At 68.2% G+C, this 17193-nt stretch carries 15 protein-coding genes; 12 read left to right on the top strand and 3 right to left on the bottom strand.

Annotated elements, in window-relative coordinates; genetic code table 11:
- Window positions 1–361 precede the first annotated feature (361 nt).
- From U4Z64_RS00850 to U4Z64_RS00830, 5 genes are all read left to right on the top strand, one after another.
- The gene (locus U4Z64_RS00850; RefSeq protein ID WP_321818953.1) at window positions 362–1444 is read left to right on the top strand and encodes a serine hydrolase; all 1083 of its coding nucleotides are present in this window, start codon (window positions 362–364) and stop codon (window positions 1442–1444) included.
- Window positions 1445–1490: 46 nt separating this feature from the next.
- The gene (locus U4Z64_RS00845; protein ID WP_014899043.1) at window positions 1491–1727 is read left to right on the top strand and encodes a hypothetical protein; all 237 of its coding nucleotides are present in this window, start codon (window positions 1491–1493) and stop codon (window positions 1725–1727) included.
- Window positions 1728–1911: 184 nt separating this feature from the next.
- The gene (locus U4Z64_RS00840; protein ID WP_124666681.1) at window positions 1912–2367 is read left to right on the top strand and encodes a MarR family winged helix-turn-helix transcriptional regulator; all 456 of its coding nucleotides are present in this window, start codon (window positions 1912–1914) and stop codon (window positions 2365–2367) included.
- A gap of 59 nt (window positions 2368–2426) precedes the next feature.
- Window positions 2427–2990, top strand: coding sequence for an isochorismatase family protein (locus U4Z64_RS00835; RefSeq protein WP_321818952.1), 564 nt, complete (start codon window positions 2427–2429; stop codon window positions 2988–2990).
- Window positions 2987–4441 (top strand): DHA2 family efflux MFS transporter permease subunit, encoded by a 1455-nt coding sequence (locus tag U4Z64_RS00830; RefSeq protein ID WP_321818951.1) that lies wholly within the window; start codon window positions 2987–2989, stop codon window positions 4439–4441. The genes U4Z64_RS00835 and U4Z64_RS00830 overlap by 4 nt, the downstream gene beginning before the upstream one ends.
- A 34-nt stretch (window positions 4442–4475) precedes the next feature.
- Here U4Z64_RS00830 and U4Z64_RS00825 read toward each other — a convergent pair whose 3' ends face one another.
- Entirely contained in the window at window positions 4476–5072 is a 597-nt protein-coding gene (locus tag U4Z64_RS00825) for a LysE family translocator (RefSeq protein ID WP_321811667.1), read from the bottom strand.
- 95 nt (window positions 5073–5167) lie between these two features.
- On the opposite strand from U4Z64_RS00825, the gene U4Z64_RS00820 reads away from it, so the two are divergent.
- Entirely contained in the window at window positions 5168–6043 is an 876-nt protein-coding gene (locus U4Z64_RS00820; RefSeq protein WP_321818950.1) for a LysR substrate-binding domain-containing protein, read from the top strand.
- A gap of 145 nt (window positions 6044–6188) precedes the next feature.
- Here U4Z64_RS00820 and U4Z64_RS00815 read toward each other — a convergent pair whose 3' ends face one another.
- A complete protein-coding gene (locus tag U4Z64_RS00815) occupies window positions 6189–7907 on the bottom strand; it encodes a SulP family inorganic anion transporter (protein ID WP_321818949.1) in 1719 nt (572 codons plus the stop codon).
- Window positions 7908–8219: 312 nt separating this feature from the next.
- Here U4Z64_RS00815 and U4Z64_RS00810 point away from each other — a divergent pair, with 312 nt between their 5' ends.
- Window positions 8220–9461, top strand: a complete 1242-nt coding sequence (locus U4Z64_RS00810) for a mechanosensitive ion channel family protein (RefSeq protein WP_044843259.1) — start codon at window positions 8220–8222, stop codon at window positions 9459–9461.
- A 67-nt stretch (window positions 9462–9528) separates the two neighbouring features.
- On the opposite strand, the gene U4Z64_RS00805 is transcribed toward U4Z64_RS00810, so the two are convergent.
- Window positions 9529–10950: a PLP-dependent aminotransferase family protein gene (locus U4Z64_RS00805; RefSeq protein ID WP_321818948.1), complete on the bottom strand. Its 1422-nt coding sequence runs from the start codon at window positions 10948–10950 to the stop codon at window positions 9529–9531.
- Between the two features lie 153 nt (window positions 10951–11103).
- Here U4Z64_RS00805 and U4Z64_RS00800 point away from each other — a divergent pair, with 153 nt between their 5' ends.
- From U4Z64_RS00800 to U4Z64_RS00780, 5 genes are all read left to right on the top strand, one after another.
- Complete coding sequence (locus U4Z64_RS00800; RefSeq protein WP_321818947.1) at window positions 11104–13428, top strand: FdhF/YdeP family oxidoreductase; 2325 nt, start codon at window positions 11104–11106, stop codon at window positions 13426–13428.
- A gap of 12 nt (window positions 13429–13440) precedes the next feature.
- Window positions 13441–14361: a bestrophin family protein gene (locus U4Z64_RS00795; protein WP_321818946.1), complete on the top strand. Its 921-nt coding sequence runs from the start codon at window positions 13441–13443 to the stop codon at window positions 14359–14361.
- Between the two features lie 135 nt (window positions 14362–14496).
- The gene (locus U4Z64_RS00790; RefSeq protein WP_044843255.1) at window positions 14497–14826 is read left to right on the top strand and encodes a hypothetical protein; all 330 of its coding nucleotides are present in this window, start codon (window positions 14497–14499) and stop codon (window positions 14824–14826) included.
- 247 nt (window positions 14827–15073) lie between these two features.
- A complete protein-coding gene (locus U4Z64_RS00785; protein ID WP_059533926.1) occupies window positions 15074–15406 on the top strand; it encodes a hypothetical protein in 333 nt (110 codons plus the stop codon).
- Between the two features lie 138 nt (window positions 15407–15544).
- Window positions 15545–17134, top strand: coding sequence for an ABC transporter substrate-binding protein (locus U4Z64_RS00780; protein WP_321818945.1), 1590 nt, complete (start codon window positions 15545–15547; stop codon window positions 17132–17134).
- The last annotated feature ends 59 nt before the right edge of the window (window positions 17135–17193 follow it).

Raw genomic sequence — 17193 nt, 5'->3', positions numbered from 1 at the left:
GGGTTTCTGCCGAGGGCTGATTATAAATGTCTTTCTGAACAACACGATAGTGCTGAACGCCCACCCACTAATCTCAATAAATTTACAGCTCAAAAGGTAACATTTACCAACACAATTCAATTAGGTAATTATTGCCATCCGGTGTAACCCATAACGTTGAGTCACATATCATTTCCCTGAGCATGGCCCGGATACGGCTGCTCCGCGGACGGCCAAGGAACAGCTTGAATCCGCCTGCATCACGCACCATTGCGCGCACATCCATCGTCATCGCCACACAATCGACCTTATAATTTCCCGCACCCGCTGACCGCCCACGCATTTCGCGCCGCCGCAACGCGCGTGAAAAGGAGACTCTCGCTTGACCGGCCTCATCGCGCGCCTGCTTCGCGCCCGGACCACCACCCTGCTCATCGCCCTTTCGTTCCTGACACTTGCGTTCGCAACGAACGCGACGGCGCAGCGTGCGCAGCCGCATCGCACGGCGACGCCCCATGCGCATGCGAAAGTCGTCAAGAAACAACCCGCCCACCGCAAGCACAAGGCCATCAAGCACCGCCGCCCGCGCGTGACGCATCATGCACTCAAGCGTCACGCGGCGCCCGCACCGCAGCACCGGCGCGCGAAACGCACGAACGCGGTTCGCCCGCGCCCCGCCGCGCAGCCGCGCCTGCTCGCGAGCTGCGGCTACAGCCCGCGCGCGGTGAGCTCGCTACATTCGCGAGCGGCCTACGTGCTCGACGTCGACTCCGGCACGCCGCTGCTGGCCCACAACGCACGCACGGTGCGGCCGATCGCGTCGATCTCGAAGCTGATGACCGCCGTCGTCGCACGCGACGCGGACCGGCCGATGAACGGCGTGCTGCGCGTCACCTCTCGCGATCGCGACACGATCAAGTTCACCGGTTCGCGGCTGCCGATCGGCGCCGAACTGTCGCGCCGCCAGATGTTCCATATCGCGCTGATGTCGTCGGAAAATCGCGCGGCCGCCGCGCTGAGCCGCGACTATCCGGGCGGCCGTGCCGCGTTCGTGAAGGCGATGAACCGCGAGGCGCGCCGGCTCGGGATGCGCGATACGCATTTCCGCGAACCGACCGGCCTGTCGCCGCACAACGTGTCGACCGCCGAGGATCTCGCGCGGCTCGTCGGCGCGGCCGCGCAGGATCCGCTGATCCGCTATTTCTCGACGGACACGTCGACTACCGTGCAGGCCGGCGACGGCGAGCTGCTGTACGTGAACTCCGATCCGCTCGTGCGCAACGGCCGCCTGCCGATCCGGCTGCAGAAAACCGGCTTCATCAACGAATCGGGGCACGGCGTCGTGATGCGCATGCGCGTGAAGGGCCGCCGCGAAACGGTCGTGCTGCTCGGCGCGCCGACGCGCGCCGGCGTGTCGAGCGATGCGCTGAAGATCCATCGCTGGCTGACCTGCTCGATCCAGTAAACGCGGCGCGCGCGGCCGGCACATTCATCCACGAAGGAGCGATGCCATGCAGGACGAATACCGTTTCAACGCGTTCGGACGCCTGCTCGCCGTCGTCCGGACGAACGGCCGCTGGACCGTGTTCGATCTCGGCACCGAAGGCAAACGGCGGCCGGCCAACCTGCACGTTCCGTCCGCGCTCGCCGCGGACGAACTCGCGCAATATCTCGGCGACCTGCTGCACGAAAATGCGTCGCCGAAGTACAACGACGTCGTGCCGGTTCCGTTGCCGCGCCGCACGTAGCGTCCGGCCGCACACCGCCCACCGTCCGACAGTCGGCGGTTGCCGAGCCGCCGCCCGCTGTTCCTCTCCCGGCCTCGCCGGCGCATCGTGCGTCGGTGCGCGGTGCGTCGTACGTCATGCGCCGTGCATCGCGAACGCCTGCCAAACTAGACAGCTAAACTTGCAAGTTTAACTGTCGTGTTCTATGATCCGCCGCATGACTCCGCCACGCACACCCCGCATTTCCGCCGACACCGTCGCCGCCGACTTGACCCTCGCGGTCGGCCAGCTGATTCGACGGCTGCGCGCCGAGATCGAGTCCGAAGGGCTCGGCATGTCGCAGACGAGTGCGCTAGCGCGGCTCGAACGACAGGGCCCCATGACGACCGCCGATCTCGCGCGCGCCGAGGCGATGAAGCCGCAGTCGATGAAGGCGATTCTCGCGAGTCTCGAGGAAGACGGGCTCGTCGAACGCGAGCCGCATCCGACCGACGGCCGCCAGATCCTGTTCCTGCTGACCGCAGCCGGCCTGGCGGCACGGCGCAAGCGCGACACCGCGAAGCACAAGTGGCTCGGCGCCGCGATCGAGAAGCTCGATGCCGAAGACCTCCGCACACTCGCCGCCGCGATTCCGCTGATCCGGCGCATCGGCGAGCAGTGACCCCGCGTGCGTGCCGTGCGGCACGTGTCCCTTCTCCCTATGCATGGAGCATCCGCATCATGAGCACAACCCGTCTCGACACGCATACGGCACTCGTCGTCATCGACCTGCAAAAGGGCATCGTCGCGCTGCCCACCGCCCACCCGGTCGCACCGGTGATCGAGCGCACGCGCGAACTGCTCGACGCCTTCCGCAGCCGCGGCCTGCCGGTCGTGCTCGTCAACGTCGCCGGCGGCGCACCGGGCCGGACGCAACTGCCGCCGCGCAAGGATCCGTTCCCGGCCGACTGGGCCGAGCTCCTGCCCGAACTGAACCGCCAGCCTGGCGACCACGTCGTGACGAAGAAAACCTGGGGCGCATTCACGGGCACCGATCTCGACCCGCACCTGAAAACGGCCGGCGTCACGCAGATCGTGCTGGCCGGCATCGCGACGAGCATCGGCGTCGAATCGACGGCCCGCCAGGCGCACGAACTCGGCTACAACGTGACGCTCGCGGTCGACGCGATGACCGACCTCAACGCGGACGCGCACACGAACAGCGTCGAACGGCTGTTCCCGCGGCTCGGCGAGACGGGCTCGACGCACGAGATCGTCGCGCTGCTCGACCGCCGCGGCGCGTGAACGACCAACGCGCGCGGCCGGCGCCGGGCCGTGCGGCCGAACGGCTCGGTCCGTCGATCTGGAAAGTCAGCGCGGTCGCGACGCTCGGCTCGCTGCTGTCGCAACTCGACGCGACGATCGTCAACGTCTCGCTGTCGAGCCTCGCGACCGACCTGCACGCGAGCCTGTCGACGATCCAGTGGGTGACGAGCGGCTACCTGCTCGCGCTCACGCTGGTGTTGCCGCTGAACGGCTGGCTGGTCGATCGCATCGGCGCGAAGGCGCTGTACCTGTGGTGTTTCTCAGCGTTCACGCTGACGTCGGCGCTGTGCGGGCTCGCGTGGTCCGCGCCGTCGCTGATCGCGTTCCGCGTGCTGCAAGGCGTCAGCGGCGGGCTGCTCGCGCCGATGGCGCAGATGATGATCGCGCGCGTGGCCGGCCAGCAGATGGCGCGCGTGATCGGCTATGCGGCGGTACCCGTGCTGATTGCACCGATCCTGGGGCCGGTCGTCGCCGGTACGATCCTGCAGTACGCGTCGTGGCGCTGGCTGTTTCTCGTGAACCTGCCGGTCGGCGCGCTGGCGCTGGCACTGGCCGTGTGGTTCCTGCCCGGCGACCGCGAGGAAACGCAGCAGCGCGAACTCGACTGGGTCGGCCTCGCGCTGCTGTCGCCGGCGCTCGTGCTGTTCCTGTATGGCGCGGAGCGCATCGACGCGGTGCCCGGCATCGCCGCGATCGCGGGCTCGGTGCTGCTGCTCGCCGCGTTCCTGCGCGTCCAGCTGCGCAAAGGCGAGCGGGCGCTGATCGACCTCGCGCTGTTTCGCTCGCGCGTGTTCGGCGCGGCGGCGGCCACGCAGTTTCTGTCGAACGGCGCGATCTACGCGGGCCAGATGCTGATTCCGGTGTTCCTGATCGAGGCGTGCGGCCGCTCGCCCGGCGAGATGGGCTGGCTGCTGGCGCCGCTCGGGCTCGGCATGCTCGTCACCTATCCGTCGATGGGCGCGCTGACCAGCCGGTTCGGCGTGCGCCGGCTGGCCGCCGCCGGCGCGCTGCTCGCGCTCGCCGCGACGCTGCCGTTCGTGTATCTCGCGCTGGCCGGCTACGATCCCGCCGTGCTGGTGCCCGCGCTGTTTCTGCGCGGGATGGGCCAGAGCGCGATCGGCGCACCGTCGATTTCCGCCGCGTATGCGTCGGTCGAGCGGCACAACCTGCCGATGGCGACGACGTCGCTCAATATCGTCCAGCGCCTCGGCGGCCCGACGTTCACGACGATGTGCACGCTGTTTCTCGCGTGGCGGCTGCAGGCCGAATCCGCGTCGACGGGCGGCACGCACGGGGCCGCCTACGCGTGGACGTTCGGCCTGCTTTGCGCACTGCATGCGGCGAGCTTCGCGACGACGCTGCGGCTGCCGCGATGGTCGAGCGGCGCGGGCGGACGGCCCGCGGGGGCCGCGCGGGACGGTTCGCGCTGAGTGTCGCGGCTGCGCCGTGCGCGCAGCGCCGCTGCTACAGCCACATCGGCACGATCGACGCCGCGAGCAGGATCCCCAAGCCCGCATTCACACAACGCCACTGCTGCTCCGTGCGCAGCACGCGCGCGAACAGCAGCCCGGCACAACACCAGAGCGACAGCGACGCCATCGCCGCCACGCCGAACGCCAGCCCGAGCAACGCGCCGAGCCGCACGGGGCCGGACGCGAGCGCGGCGAACGACGCGGCCGCGCCGAGCGTCATCGCCCAGCCCTTCGGGTTGTGCCACAGCATCCATACGCCGCTGACGAATCCTTGCGGCCGCTGCACGGCCGCGTCGACACCGGGCTTGCCGCCGCGCGCGATGCGCGTGGCCAGCCACAGCAGATACAGCGAGCCGAGCACCTTCATCCCGAGCTGCAGCGCGGGCAGGGCCAACAACACGCTGCCGAGCCCGGCCGCGGCGGCGGCGGCCATCGATGCCAGGCCGGCCGCGATGCCCGTCATCATCGGCAGCGAACGCCGATAGCCGAAATGCGCGCCCGATGCGGTTGCGAGGGTCGTCGCGCCACCCGGTGTCACCGTGGACACGATCACGAACAACAGCAGCGGCAAATAGTCTTGAAGCGGCACACGGGCTCCCGGTTCGGGTCGTCGAAGCTCCGTTTTACCCGCGCTCCGTGCATTACGACAGCGAAAGCTTTTTATGCCAGTCATTAGCATTCATAATGCGAACCATGACACGCAACCTCGACATCGCCCTGCTTCGCGCCTTCGTCACGGTCGCCGATCACGGCAGCATGACGGCGGCGAGCCGCGCGCTGCACCTGACGCAAGGCGCGGTCAGCCAGCAGGTCGCGCGGCTCGAAACGCTGTCCGGCCCGCTGTTCGTGCGCGAGCATCGCAACCTGCTGCTCACGGCGGACGGCGAGCGTCTGCTCGCGCAGGCGCGCCGGCTGCTCGCCGCGCACGACGCGCTGCTGACCGAGCTGACGGCCGGTGCGATGGAAGGCGCTGTGCGCATCGGCGCGCCGCAGGATCTCGTCGGCAGCTGTCTCGCGCCGATCCTGAAAGGCTATGCGCACGCGCATCCGCAAGTCGCGCTGTCGCTCGTGTGCGCGTCATCGCCCGCACTGCGCAAGGCGCTCAGGCAAGGCGAGATCGATGTCGCGCTGATCGAGGCGCCGGTCGGGCCGTCGCGCGGCGAATGCATCGCCGTCGACCGTCTGGTCTGGGTCGGCGCGAAAGGCGGCAGCGCCCATCTGCAGACGCCGCTGCCCGTGTCGATGGTCGACCAGACCTGCGCGTTCCGCCCGACCGTGCTCGACGCGCTACGGGCCTGCGATCGCGCGTGGCGCACCGTGTTCGAGAACGGCAGCATCGACGCGACGGCCGCGACCGTGCGCTCCGATCTCGCGGTGACCGTCTGGCTCGCGTCCACCGTGCCGGCCGATCTCGACATCCTGCCGGCCGACAGCGGCCTGCCCGCCCTGCCGAACTTCGCGATCAACCTGCATCTGCCGCGCGGCCAGCACGCGCCGGCCGCGGCGGAACTGGCCCGCCATTTGCGCAACGGCTTCGCGCGCGTGCGCGCAGCCGCTTAGCGGTGAAGCTTCCCGCGTTCCACTTCCCGCGTTCCGCCTCCCGCCTCCCGCGTTCCCCCTGCTTTCCGCTTTCCGCTTTCCGCTTTCCGCTTTCCGCTTTCCGCTTTCCGCTTTCCGCCTCTCGCCTTCCGCTTTCCAATTTCCGCTACGTGACCCCCGGCTCCTGCTGCGCCGGCGTCACGCCCGCCGCTTCCAGCGCCTGGTGCAGTGTCGGGAAAATGCGCGACGCGCCGACGATCTCCGTGATCCGGTGGCGCTCCATATCGGCGTGCAGGTAGCGGTTCACGCGCCCGAACAGCACACCGATCCGGCGCGCGTGCAGCGCCTTGACGAGATCGGTGATCGTCCGCGCGGCCGAGTAATCGAGATCGGTGATCGCGCCCGCGTCGACGATGAACCAGCGCAGCGGTACCGGCGACGCGTCGACGAGTTCGGTCACTTCGGCGGCGAACCGATGGTCGTTCGCGAAAAACAGGTCGGAGCCGAACCGGTAGACGATCAGCCCCGGCGCCGTCATCGCGCCCGGCCGGGCCGGCACCGGCAGCCACCGCCCGTTGCCGTCGGCGGCTTCGAGCACCATCGTGTGCGGCTGATAGCTGTGGCGCACGTGCCGCATCAGCGACAGCGCGACGGCCAGCAGGATCCCGTGCTCGACGCCGACCGTCACGACGGCCGCGGCGGTGACGAGCGCGAGCGTGAATTCGCCGGGGCTTTCCCTGCGGATCGCCGCGAGGCTGCGCACGTTGATCAGCCCGAGCGCGATCGTGAACACGATGCCGGCCAGCACCGCATGCGGCAGGTACTGCAGATACGCACTCAGGAACAGCAGCACCGCCGCGACGACCGCGGCGAACGCCAGATGCCCGATCTGGCTGCGCACGCCCGCGCCGTCGGCCATCGCGGTCTGCGTCGGGCTGCCGTTGACGACGAACGCGCCGCCCACCGCCGCCGCCGCGTTCGCGGCCGCGAGCCCGAGGATGTCGGCGTTGGTGTCGACGTCCTCGCCGTACTGCTGCGCGAACACGCGGGCCGCCGCCGCGCTCTGCGCGATGATCATCACGAAGCACGACGCGGCGACCGGCACGAGATCGAGGAACTGCTGCCACGTGACGGACGGCCAGCGCAGCGGCGGCAAGCCGCCCGCGACGGGCCCGAGCACGGCGATGCCTTGCGCGGCGAAGCCGAAGCAGTCGCTCGCGGCGATGCTGCCCGCCACCGCGATCATCGGCATCGGCACGCGCGGCACAAAGCGCTTGCACGCGAGAATCGCGACGACGACGAGCGCCGCGAGCGCGAGCGTCGGCCGATGCGCGTGGATCGCATGCGTGACGACGTAGTCGAGCTGGGCGACGCTGCGCGATGCCGGATACGGCACGGACAAGCCGAGCATGTCGCCGAGCATCGCGATCGATACTTGCACGCCGACGCCGGCCAGGAATCCGACCAGCACCGTGCGCGACAGGAAATCGGCAAGAAAGCCGAGCTTGAAGATGCGCGCGAGCAGCAGCATCGCGGCGGTCAGCAGCGCGACCATGCCGGCCAGCGCGACGTACTCGGCGCTGCCCGCCGGCGCCATCGACGACAGGCGGCTCGCGAAAATGGTCGCGGTCGCGGAGTCGGCGGCGACCACCAGATGGCGCGACGCGCCGAAGCACGCGAACGCGATCAGCGGCAGGAACACGGTATAGAGGCCCGTCACGGCCGGCATGCCGGCTATGCGCGCATAGCCGAGCACCTGCGGGATATCCATCGACGCGAGCGAGATGCCCGCGAACACGTCGCGGATGGCCGACGCGCGCCGAACCGGCAGAATGCCCTTCAGCAGCCGCACGCGTGACGGCTGGCTTTCGTTGGAATCTTGCATGCGTGAAATGCGTGGTTGAGCGGAACGACGTGGAAGCGGAGTTCGCGAAGCCGTTCGCGCATCGTGCCCCGAGCGGGCGATGCGTGGCAAGTGCACAGTATGTTGCGCTACGTGAGCACACGGACTCGACGACACAAGGCCACAAGGAAACTCCGCGCGACGGTGACAATGTTGAGGAGCCCTGCGTCACGCATTCGCGACATCCGGCCGGAACCCGATGGCACAATCACGGTCCCTTTCATGTGCCCTTCACCGGGCGCGCGCCGCGTCGCGGTACAGATTCAACGCACGAGAAGGCCCCTGTCCACCCTTATGACCCTGAACGAATCCTGGTTTGCGCCGCTCGTCGGCATCCTCATCCTGCTCGCCGCCGCCGGCGCGATCGCCGCCGCCGTCCATTTCCTGCTGTTTCGCGTGGTCGCGCGCCTCGCGCGGCTGTCGGCCACCCGCATCGACGACGCGCTGTTCGAGTTCGGCGCATTCAAGTGGCTGAACCGCATCGTGCCGTTCGTCGTGATCAAGCTCGGGCTCGGCGCGGTGCCCGGCATTCCCGCCGTGGCCGCGCAGGCTGCCGACAAGGTGCTGTTCGCGCTGATCGTGTTCCTGGTGTCGATGACGATCAGCGCGACGCTGTCCGCGCTCGAACACTCGCATCGCACGAGCCGGCGCGACCAGCCGCGCCTGTCGCTGAAAGGCGCGATGCAGCTCGTCAAGCTCGTGATGTTCATCACGGCCGCGCTCGTCGTGATCGGCGACGCGACCGGCAAGCAGATCGGCCTGCTGCTGTCGGGCATCGGCGCGATGTCGGCGGTGCTGATGCTGATCTTCAAGGACACGCTGCTCGGCCTCGTCGCCGGCGTGCAGCTGTCGTCGAACGACATGCTGCGGATCGGCGACTGGATCACGATGCCGTCGGCCGGCGCGGACGGCACCGTCATCGACATCACGCTGAACACGGTCAAGGTCGCGAACTTCGATCACACGATCATCACGGTGCCGACCTGGAAGCTGATCACCGAGAGCTACCAGAACTGGCGCGGGATGACCGAGGCCGGCGGGCGCCGCATCAAGCGCGCGCTGTTCATCGACGCGACGAGCGTGCGCTTTCTCGGCAACGACGAGATCGAACGGCTCGAACGCCTGACGCTGCTGAAGGACTACCTGGCAGACAAGGTCGACGCGATCGCGCAATGGAACGGCACGCTCGGCGCGGCCGGCGAATGCCCGGCGAACCGCCGCCAGCTGACGAATCTCGGCACCTTCCGCGCGTACGTCGCGAACTACCTGAAGGGCCATCCGCACATTCGCCGCGACATGACGTGCATGGCGCGCCAGCTGCCGCTGACGGCCGAAGGCATTCCGCTCGAACTGTACTGCTTCACCGACACGACGACCTGGGTCGATTACGAGGCGATCCAGTCCGACCTGTTCGATCACCTGATCGCGGTGCTGCCGGAGTTCGGGCTGCGTGTGTACCAGCATCCGTCGGGCTTCGACATGCGCCGGATGGTCGACACGGCGCAAGCCGGACTGCCCGCGCCGTCCGCGCGGTGACGCTTGCCTGCGCGGCCGCCGACGGGTCGCCGCCGGCAACGCGGTGTCGCGGCGGGCGCCGCGCCGCTCACCGCCCCGCGCACTCGGATGCGAGCCGCCCCACCACCTTCAGCGCCTCCTCGATCTGCCGCGACCACGGATAGCTGTAGTTGAGCCGGATGAAGTGCCGATAATCGGCGGTTGCCGAGAACATGTGGCCGGGCCCGATCGTGATCCCTTGCGCGAGCGCGAGCGCATACAGCTTCATCGCATCGACCTGCCGCGGCAGCTCGACCCACAGCACGTACCCGCCCTGCGGCTGCGACAGCCGCGTGCCTGCCGGGAAGAAGCGCCGCACCATCGCGCTCATCAGGCTCGCCTGCTGCGCATACTGCTTGCGCATTCGCCGCAGGTGAAAATCGTAGCCGTCGTACTTCAGGTATTCGGCGATCGCGAGCTGCTCGATCGCGGGCGTCGCGAGCGTGTTCAGGAATTTCAGCTTCTCGACCTGGTCGCGGTAGCGGCCGGGCATCGCCCAGCCGATCCGGTAGCGCGGCGACAGGCTCTTCGTGAACGATGCGCAATGCAGCACGAGCCCGTCGCGGTCGTACGACTTCAGCGCGCTCGGCGTCGTGTCGCCGAAATGCAGCTCGTGATAGACGTCGCTCTCGATCGCGGGAACGCCGTGCTTCGCGAGCAGCTCGACGAGCGCGCGCTTGCGTGCATCGGGCATCTGGAAGCCGAGCGGATTCTGGAAATTCGGCATCACCATGCACGCGGCGATGCGCTCGCGCGCGAGGATCCGTTCGAGCGCGTCGAGATCGATGCCGTCGCCCGGATGGGTCGCCACCTCCAGCGCGCGCATGCCCATCCGCTCGATCGCGTGCAGCATCGCGTAGAACGTCGGCGACTCCACCGCGATCGTGTCGCCCGGTTTCGCGACCGCCTGCAGGCACAGGTTGATCGCCTCGGTCGCGCCGATCGTCATCACGATCTCGCCCGGCTCGACCGGAATTCCGCGCTCCGCGTAGCGCCGCGCGATCTGGCGGATCAGCTCCGGGTTGCCGGGCGGCAGGTCGTCGATCACGCCCCAGCGCGTGCGGCGCCGCCCGATCGCCTGCGCGTAGCGTGCGAGACGCTGCACCGGGAACTGCGACGCGTCGGGATACGGCGAGCCGAGCGGCACCGCGTCGTCGCGCGAGATCGTGCGCAGCGTCGACAGCACGAGCCGGCTCACGTCCACCGCCGACGGCTCGGCCGCCGGCGCCGACATGTGCAGCTCTGCCTCGGCCGGCGCCGTGGCGCGCGCCCGCACGAAGTAGCCCGACTGCGGCCGGCTCTCGATCAGGCCGCGGCTCTCCAGCACGAGGTACGCGCGCAGCACGGTCGTGACGCTGAGCTGCTGCTGCCGGCTCGCCTGGCGCACCGACGGAATCCGCTCGCCGGGCCGGTACACGCCGCGCTCGATCTGCGCCTGCAGATCGTCGGCCAGTTGTTCATAACGCTTCACGCGCCTCCCTTTCAACTTCCCTTCAACAACACAGTTGCGGTCCGCACTGCCCGGATGGCCGAAACTGTACTCTTTTTTGAAGACGAAAGGTGTACACACAGCGGCCGGAGCGCCGCGCGTACTCTGCGTGCATCGCCCCTGACACCCTGCATCATGAAAAAGAAATCCGCCGCCGCGCGCATCGAACCGTACACCCACCCGGCTGCCGGCTGGGGCGCGCTGAAAGCCGTCACGATCAACCTGATCAAGGAAAAGGTCACCGGCGGCAACTACCGCACGCTGCTGCGCCAGAACCAGCCCGACGGCTTCGACTGCCCGGGTTGCGCGTGGCCGGATCGCCAGCACGCATCGACGTTCGAATTCTGCGAGAACGGCGTGAAGGCCGTGGCCGCCGAAGCGACGAGCAAGCGCGTGACGCCCGAATTCTTCGCCGCGCATACGGTCGCCGAGCTGCTCGAACAGTCGGATTTCGAGCTCGAACAACACGGCCGCCTGACCGACCCGATGGTGTACGACGCGCAGACCGACCGCTACGTGCCGATCGCGTGGGACGACGCGTTCGAGCTGATCGCGCGCCACCTGCGCGCGCTGGCGGACCCGAACCAGGCCGCGTTCTACACGTCCGGCCGCGCGAGCAACGAGGCGGCGTTCCTGTACCAGTTGCTGGTGCGGCTGTACGGTACGAACAACTTCCCCGACTGCTCGAACATGTGCCACGAGGCGACGAGCCGCGGGCTGCCGGCGTCGGTCGGCGTCGGCAAGGGCACCGTCACGCTGGACGATTTCGAACATGCGGACATGCTGCTGATCTTCGGCCAGAACCCGGCGACCAACCATCCGCGGATGATGGGTGAGCTGCGCGAATGCGCGAAGCGCGGCGCGACGATCGTGTCGATCAACCCGCTGAAGGAACGCGGGCTCGAGCGTTTCGCCGATCCGCAAAGCCCGCTCGAGATGCTGACGATGTCTGGCACGAAGATCGCGTCGACCTTCATCCAGCCGACGATCGGCGGCGATTTCGCGCTGATCAAGGGGATGGCGAAGCGCGTGCTGGAGCTCGACGATGCCGCGCGCGCCGCCGGCGCGCCGCGCGTGCTCGACACCGCGTTCATCGACGAGCACACGGCCGGCTTCGACGCGTTCGCCGACGATCTGCGCAATGAAAGCTGGTCCGCGCTGACGGCCGAAAGCGGCGTGCCGTACGAGCAGATCGACGGCCTTGCGCAGCGCTACGCGCGCAGCGAGCGCGTGATCGCGACGTGGGGCATGGGCATCACGCAGCACAAGCATTCGGTCGCGACCGTGCAGATGCTGACGAACCTGATGCTGATGCGCGGCAACATCGGCCGCCCCGGCGCGGGCCTGTGCCCGGTGCGCGGCCACTCGAACGTGCAGGGCAACCGCACGGTCGGGATCGAGGAAAAGCCGTCGCAGGCGTTCCTCGACCGGCTCGGCCACGTGTTCGACTTCGAACCGCCGCGTCACCACGGCTACGACGTCGTCGAAACCATCGAAGGGATGCTCGAAGGCCACGTGAAGGTGCTGATCGGCCTCGGCGGCAACTTCGCGATGGCGACGCCCGACACGCCGCGCACGTGGGCAGGCATGCGCCGCTGCGATCTCTCCGTGCACATCACGACGAAGCTGAACCGCAGCCACCTGATCCACGGCCGCGACGCGCTGATCCTGCCGACGCTCGGTCGCACCGAGATCGACCTGCAGGACAACGTCGCGCAGGGCGTGACGGTCGAGGATTCGATGAGCATGGTCCACGTGTCGTACGGGATGAACAAGCCGGCGTCCGCGAACCTGATGTCGGAACCGGCGATCGTCGCGCACATGGGCCACGCGCTGTTCGGCAGCGGCAAGATCGACTGGCTCGCGTACAAGGACGACTACGCGAAGATCCGCGACGCGATCGAGGCGACGCTCGACGGCTTCTACGACTACAACACGCGTATCGCGCGGCCGGGCGGCTTCCACCTGCGCGTCGCGTCGCGCGATCGCGAATGGCTGACGCCGACGGGCAAGGCGAACTTCATCGCGCATGCGCTGCCGACCGACACGCCGATCCAGCGCGCCCGCGCACTGCACGGCGAGCGCCTGATGACGCTGATGACGACGCGCTCGCACGACCAGTACAACACGACCGTCTACGGGCTCGACGACCGCTATCGCGGCGTGTACGGCCAGCGCCGCGTGGTGTTCGCCAACCGCGACGACCTCGCGATGCTCGGCCTGAAGGCCGGCGACTGGGTCGACATGGAAACCGTGTGGCACGACGGCATCGAGCGGCGCGCGGACGGCTTCCTGCTCGTCGAATACGACATCCCGCGCGGCTGCATCGGCGCGTATTACCCGGAAACGAACCCGCTGGTGCCGCTCGACAGCGTCGGCGACGTGTGCAACACGCCGACGTCGAAGTCGGTGCCGGTGCTGCTGCATCGCGCGGCCGCGCCGGCGTCGGCTGCCGCCTGACGGAGCGCCGCGATGATCGTCCGGCCGCGCGAGCACTGGCTGCGGATGCTGCTCGTCTGGAACGGGTCGGTGCTGCCGACCATCCTGCCGCAGTTGGTGCTGACGCTCGCGATCAGCCTCGTCGCGGTGTGGGGCGGCGGCCGCGTGCTCGGCGAGAAGGTGCCGCTGAACCCGACGCCGTTCACGCTGATCGGTCTCACGCTCGCGATCTTCGCGGGGTTTCGCAACAACGCGAGCTACGAACGCTATCGCGAGGGCCGGCAGCTGTGGGGTGGCGTGCTGACCGCCACGCGCACGCTGGTGTCGCAGGCGCTCTGCTACGGCGCGATCGACGCCGACGATGCCTCACGGCAGGCATTCGTGCGCAAGGTCGTCGCGTTCGTCTATGCGCTGAAGCATCAGCTGCGCGGCACCGCTCCGGCGCCGGACCTGCGCACGCTGCTCGACGACGCGACCTATGCGCGCATCGTCACCGCCCGGTTTGTGCCGATCGCGATCGTTCATGAACTGCGCGAAGCCTTCGCCGCGCGCGCCGATGCGGGCCGTCTCGCCGACACGCGGCTGTGGATGCTCGACGCGCGCCTCGACGATCTGGTGTCGATGGTGAGCGGCTGCGAGCGCATCGCGTCGACCCCGATCCCGTTCTCGTACGACGTGCTGCTGCACCGGACCATCTATGCGTACTGCGTGCTGCTGCCGTTCGGTCTCGTCGATTCGATCGGCGCGGCGACGCCGTTCGTTACCGTGTTCGTCGCCTATACGCTGATCGCGCTCGACGCGATCGCGCATGCGATCGCGGAGCCGTTCGGCGACGGGCCGAACCACCTCGCGCTCGATGCGATGACGCGCACGATCGAGCGCACGCTGCTCGAACTGAACCGCGAGCCGCTGCCGGCGGAGGTGACGCCCGGCCCGGCGTATCGGCTCACCTGACGAGCCGATACGGCCGACGCGCTGTAATAAACACTTGCAAGCGATACAGCCGGAAACGTCAACAGCCGGGGCCCGCACAGCGTTTTTTCGACAAGCGCGCACGTTTCGTGACGCGCAACGACAGGAGAAAACGTCATGCGAGCCCTTACCCGCCATCTCGCGATCGCCGCCACCCTGATGTCGGTGCTGACCGGCACCGCGTTCGCCGAAACGCCGTGGCAGCAGGCGCATCCGCGCCGCGAGGAGGTCAACCAGCGTCTCGCGAACCAGAATCGCCGGATCCGTCACGAAGTGAAGGAAGGCGAGATGTCGCACGCCCGGGCCGCGCGCCTGCACCGTGACGACCGCAGGATCCGCCGGGAAGAGCGGGACATGGCCGCGCAGGATCGCGGCCACATTACGCAGAGCGAAAAGCACGTGCTGAACCAGCAGGAAAATGCGGTCAGCCACAAGATCGGCCAATAACGCCGGCAAACGTCGATTCGCCATCGCTTGAAACGCCCGCTGCCGCCACGCGACAGCGGGCGCTTGTTGTTGTATCGAATCGTTTCAGCGGGCCGTTCGTGTCAAGTGCCGCGGGTATACTCCGACGTCAGCCGCCGCCCGTATCGACCGTCAAAAACGGCACGATTGCGGCGGTTTCGTCGCGAAGCTTCGCGTTTCGCGTACCCCGCGCCCCAGCCTCGACACGAGACACACGACGATTCCGATCATGAAACGATTCCTGCTGCTCCTTCCCGCCGCCCTGCTCGCCGCCTGCGGTTCCGCGCCCTCGTCCGACTCGGCCGCGTCCGGCCCGGCGCCGATGATCTACGTGTCGTCGGCGCGTCCGGCCCACGCGATCGCCAACTGCCTCGACAGCCGCCTGTCCGGCACCGAGCAATCGCAGCACAACGGCGTGACCGACATCACCGTCGGCTCGCGCTCGTACTTCGTCACGCTCACGCCGTCGGGCAACGGTTCGGTCGTCAAGGTCGTGCGCGGCTCGGGCAGCGAGCCGGCCGAGGAAGCAATGCGCTTCGCGATCGCGCGCTGCGTGATCTGACCGCCGCCGCTGCCGGGCACCGCGCCCGGCACGCAAGCCGCTTCCCCCGGGCGCCGTCAGGCGCGCCCGTCGAATTTTTTCATCCGGGCGGCCGTCGATGAGAGAATCGCACCACGATTCCCTTTCCACGGAGCCCGCATGAAGCACCTGCTGTCCCGGCTGTTCGTCAGCGCCGCGCTCGTCGCGCTTGTTCCGGCGCTGCCGGTGCAAGCCGCGACGCCGCCCGGCATTTTCGTCGTCGCCACCCAGCTCGGCGAATTCACGACCCTCGATCCGAGCGAGATCTACGAGCTCGTGCCGTCCGAGTACGTCGCGAACACCTACGAACGGCTCGTGCGGGTCGACCTGAAGGACCCGACGCGCTTCGACGGGCAGATCGCGCAATCCTGGACGGTCGGCGCCGACGGGCTCACCTATACGTTCAAGCTGCGCCCCGGCCTCGCGTTCCACTCCGGCAACCCGGTCACCGCCGACGACGTCGCATGGTCGCTGCAGCGCACCGTCCTGCTCGACAAGGGCCCGGCCGGCGTGCTCGCCGATCTCGGCCTCACGAAGGCGAACGTGATGCAGAAGGTGCGCGCGGTCGACCCGCAGACCTTCGTGCTCGAAACCGACCGCAAGTACGCGCCGAGCTTCGTGCTCAACGTGCTGAGCGCGTGCCCGGCGTCGGTGCTCGACAAGAAGCTGCTGATGTCGCACCAGCAGGGCAACGATTTCGGCAGCGGCTGGCTGAAGACCAACGACGCGGGCTCGGGCCCGTACCAGCTCGCCAAGTGGACGCCGAACGAAAGCATCGTGTTGCAGCGTTTCGACAAGTACCGCGCGCCGTACCCGATGAAACGCGTCGTGCTGCGCCACGTGCCCGAGGCATCCGCGCAGCGGCTGCTGCTGGAAAACGGCGACGTCGACGCCGCGCGCAACCTGAGCCCCGACAGCCTCGCCGCACTGACCAAGGCCGGCAAGATCAAGGTCGCGTCGTGGCCGGTGTCCGCGCTGCTGTACCTGAGCCTGAACACGAAGAACCCGAATCTCGCGAAGCCCGAGGTCCAGCAGGCGATGAAGTGGCTGGTCGACTACGACGGCATCCAGCGCAACATCGTCAGCACGACCTACAAGGTCCACGAGACCTTCCTGCCCGAAGGCTTCCTCGGCACGCTGAATGCGAACCCGTACAAGCTGAACGTCGCGAAGGCGAAGGCGCTGCTCGCGAAGGCCGGCCTGGCGAACGGCTTCGACGTGACGATGGACATGCCGAACGATTATCCGTACCTCGAGATCGCGCAGGCGCTGCAGGCCAACTTCGCGCAAGGCGGCATCCGCGTGAAGCTGATCCCGGGCGATGCGAAGCAGGCGATCGGCAAGTACCGTGCGCGCCAGCACGACATCTTCATCGGCGAATGGTCGCCCGACTACATGGACCCGAACAGCAATGCGCGCGGCTTCGCCTGGAATCCGGACAATTCCGACCAGTCGAAGACGAAGATGCTCGCGTGGCGCAACAGCTGGGACATCCCGCAGCTGACGAAGGACACCGAGGCCGCGCTGGTCGAGCCGTCGCCCGCGAAGCGCGCGCAGCGTTACGAGGCGCTGCAGAAGGCCGTGCTCGCGAACTCGCCGTTCATCATCATGTTCGAGAAGGTCGTGCAGGTCGCGACGCGCCCCGGCACGACCGGGCCGGAGATCGGCCCGATCAACGACCTCGTGTCGTACCGGACGCTGGCGAAATAAGCCCGGCTGCCCGCGCGACCGGCGACGCCGGCGTGCGGGTGCATCCGTCATCCAATACG

This window comes from Burkholderia sp. BCC1996 (genome assembly GCF_905339955.1).
Taxonomy (GTDB): Bacteria; Pseudomonadota; Gammaproteobacteria; order Burkholderiales; family Burkholderiaceae; genus Burkholderia.
Note: the sequence above shows the minus strand (reverse complement) of the source record. Positions and strands in the feature narration are given on the sequence as shown.

What these genes read in the sequence shown, in the direction of transcription:
- U4Z64_RS00845 (WP_014899043.1), top strand. Translation starts at nt 1,491, where the DNA reads ATGCAGGACGAATACCGTTTCAACGCGTTCGGACGCCTGCTCGCCGTC.
- U4Z64_RS00840 (WP_124666681.1), top strand. Translation starts at nt 1,912, where the DNA reads ATGATCCGCCGCATGACTCCGCCACGCACACCCCGCATTTCCGCCGAC.
- U4Z64_RS00835 (WP_321818952.1), top strand. Translation starts at nt 2,427, where the DNA reads ATGAGCACAACCCGTCTCGACACGCATACGGCACTCGTCGTCATCGAC.
- U4Z64_RS00820 (WP_321818950.1), top strand. Translation starts at nt 5,168, where the DNA reads ATGCGAACCATGACACGCAACCTCGACATCGCCCTGCTTCGCGCCTTC.
- U4Z64_RS00815 (WP_321818949.1), bottom strand. Translation starts at nt 7,907, where the DNA reads ATGCAAGATTCCAACGAAAGCCAGCCGTCACGCGTGCGGCTGCTGAAG.
- U4Z64_RS00810 (WP_044843259.1), top strand. Translation starts at nt 8,220, where the DNA reads ATGACCCTGAACGAATCCTGGTTTGCGCCGCTCGTCGGCATCCTCATC.
- U4Z64_RS00800 (WP_321818947.1), top strand. Translation starts at nt 11,104, where the DNA reads ATGAAAAAGAAATCCGCCGCCGCGCGCATCGAACCGTACACCCACCCG.
- U4Z64_RS00795 (WP_321818946.1), top strand. Translation starts at nt 13,441, where the DNA reads ATGATCGTCCGGCCGCGCGAGCACTGGCTGCGGATGCTGCTCGTCTGG.
- U4Z64_RS00790 (WP_044843255.1), top strand. Translation starts at nt 14,497, where the DNA reads ATGCGAGCCCTTACCCGCCATCTCGCGATCGCCGCCACCCTGATGTCG.
- U4Z64_RS00785 (WP_059533926.1), top strand. Translation starts at nt 15,074, where the DNA reads ATGAAACGATTCCTGCTGCTCCTTCCCGCCGCCCTGCTCGCCGCCTGC.
- U4Z64_RS00780 (WP_321818945.1), top strand. Translation starts at nt 15,545, where the DNA reads ATGAAGCACCTGCTGTCCCGGCTGTTCGTCAGCGCCGCGCTCGTCGCG.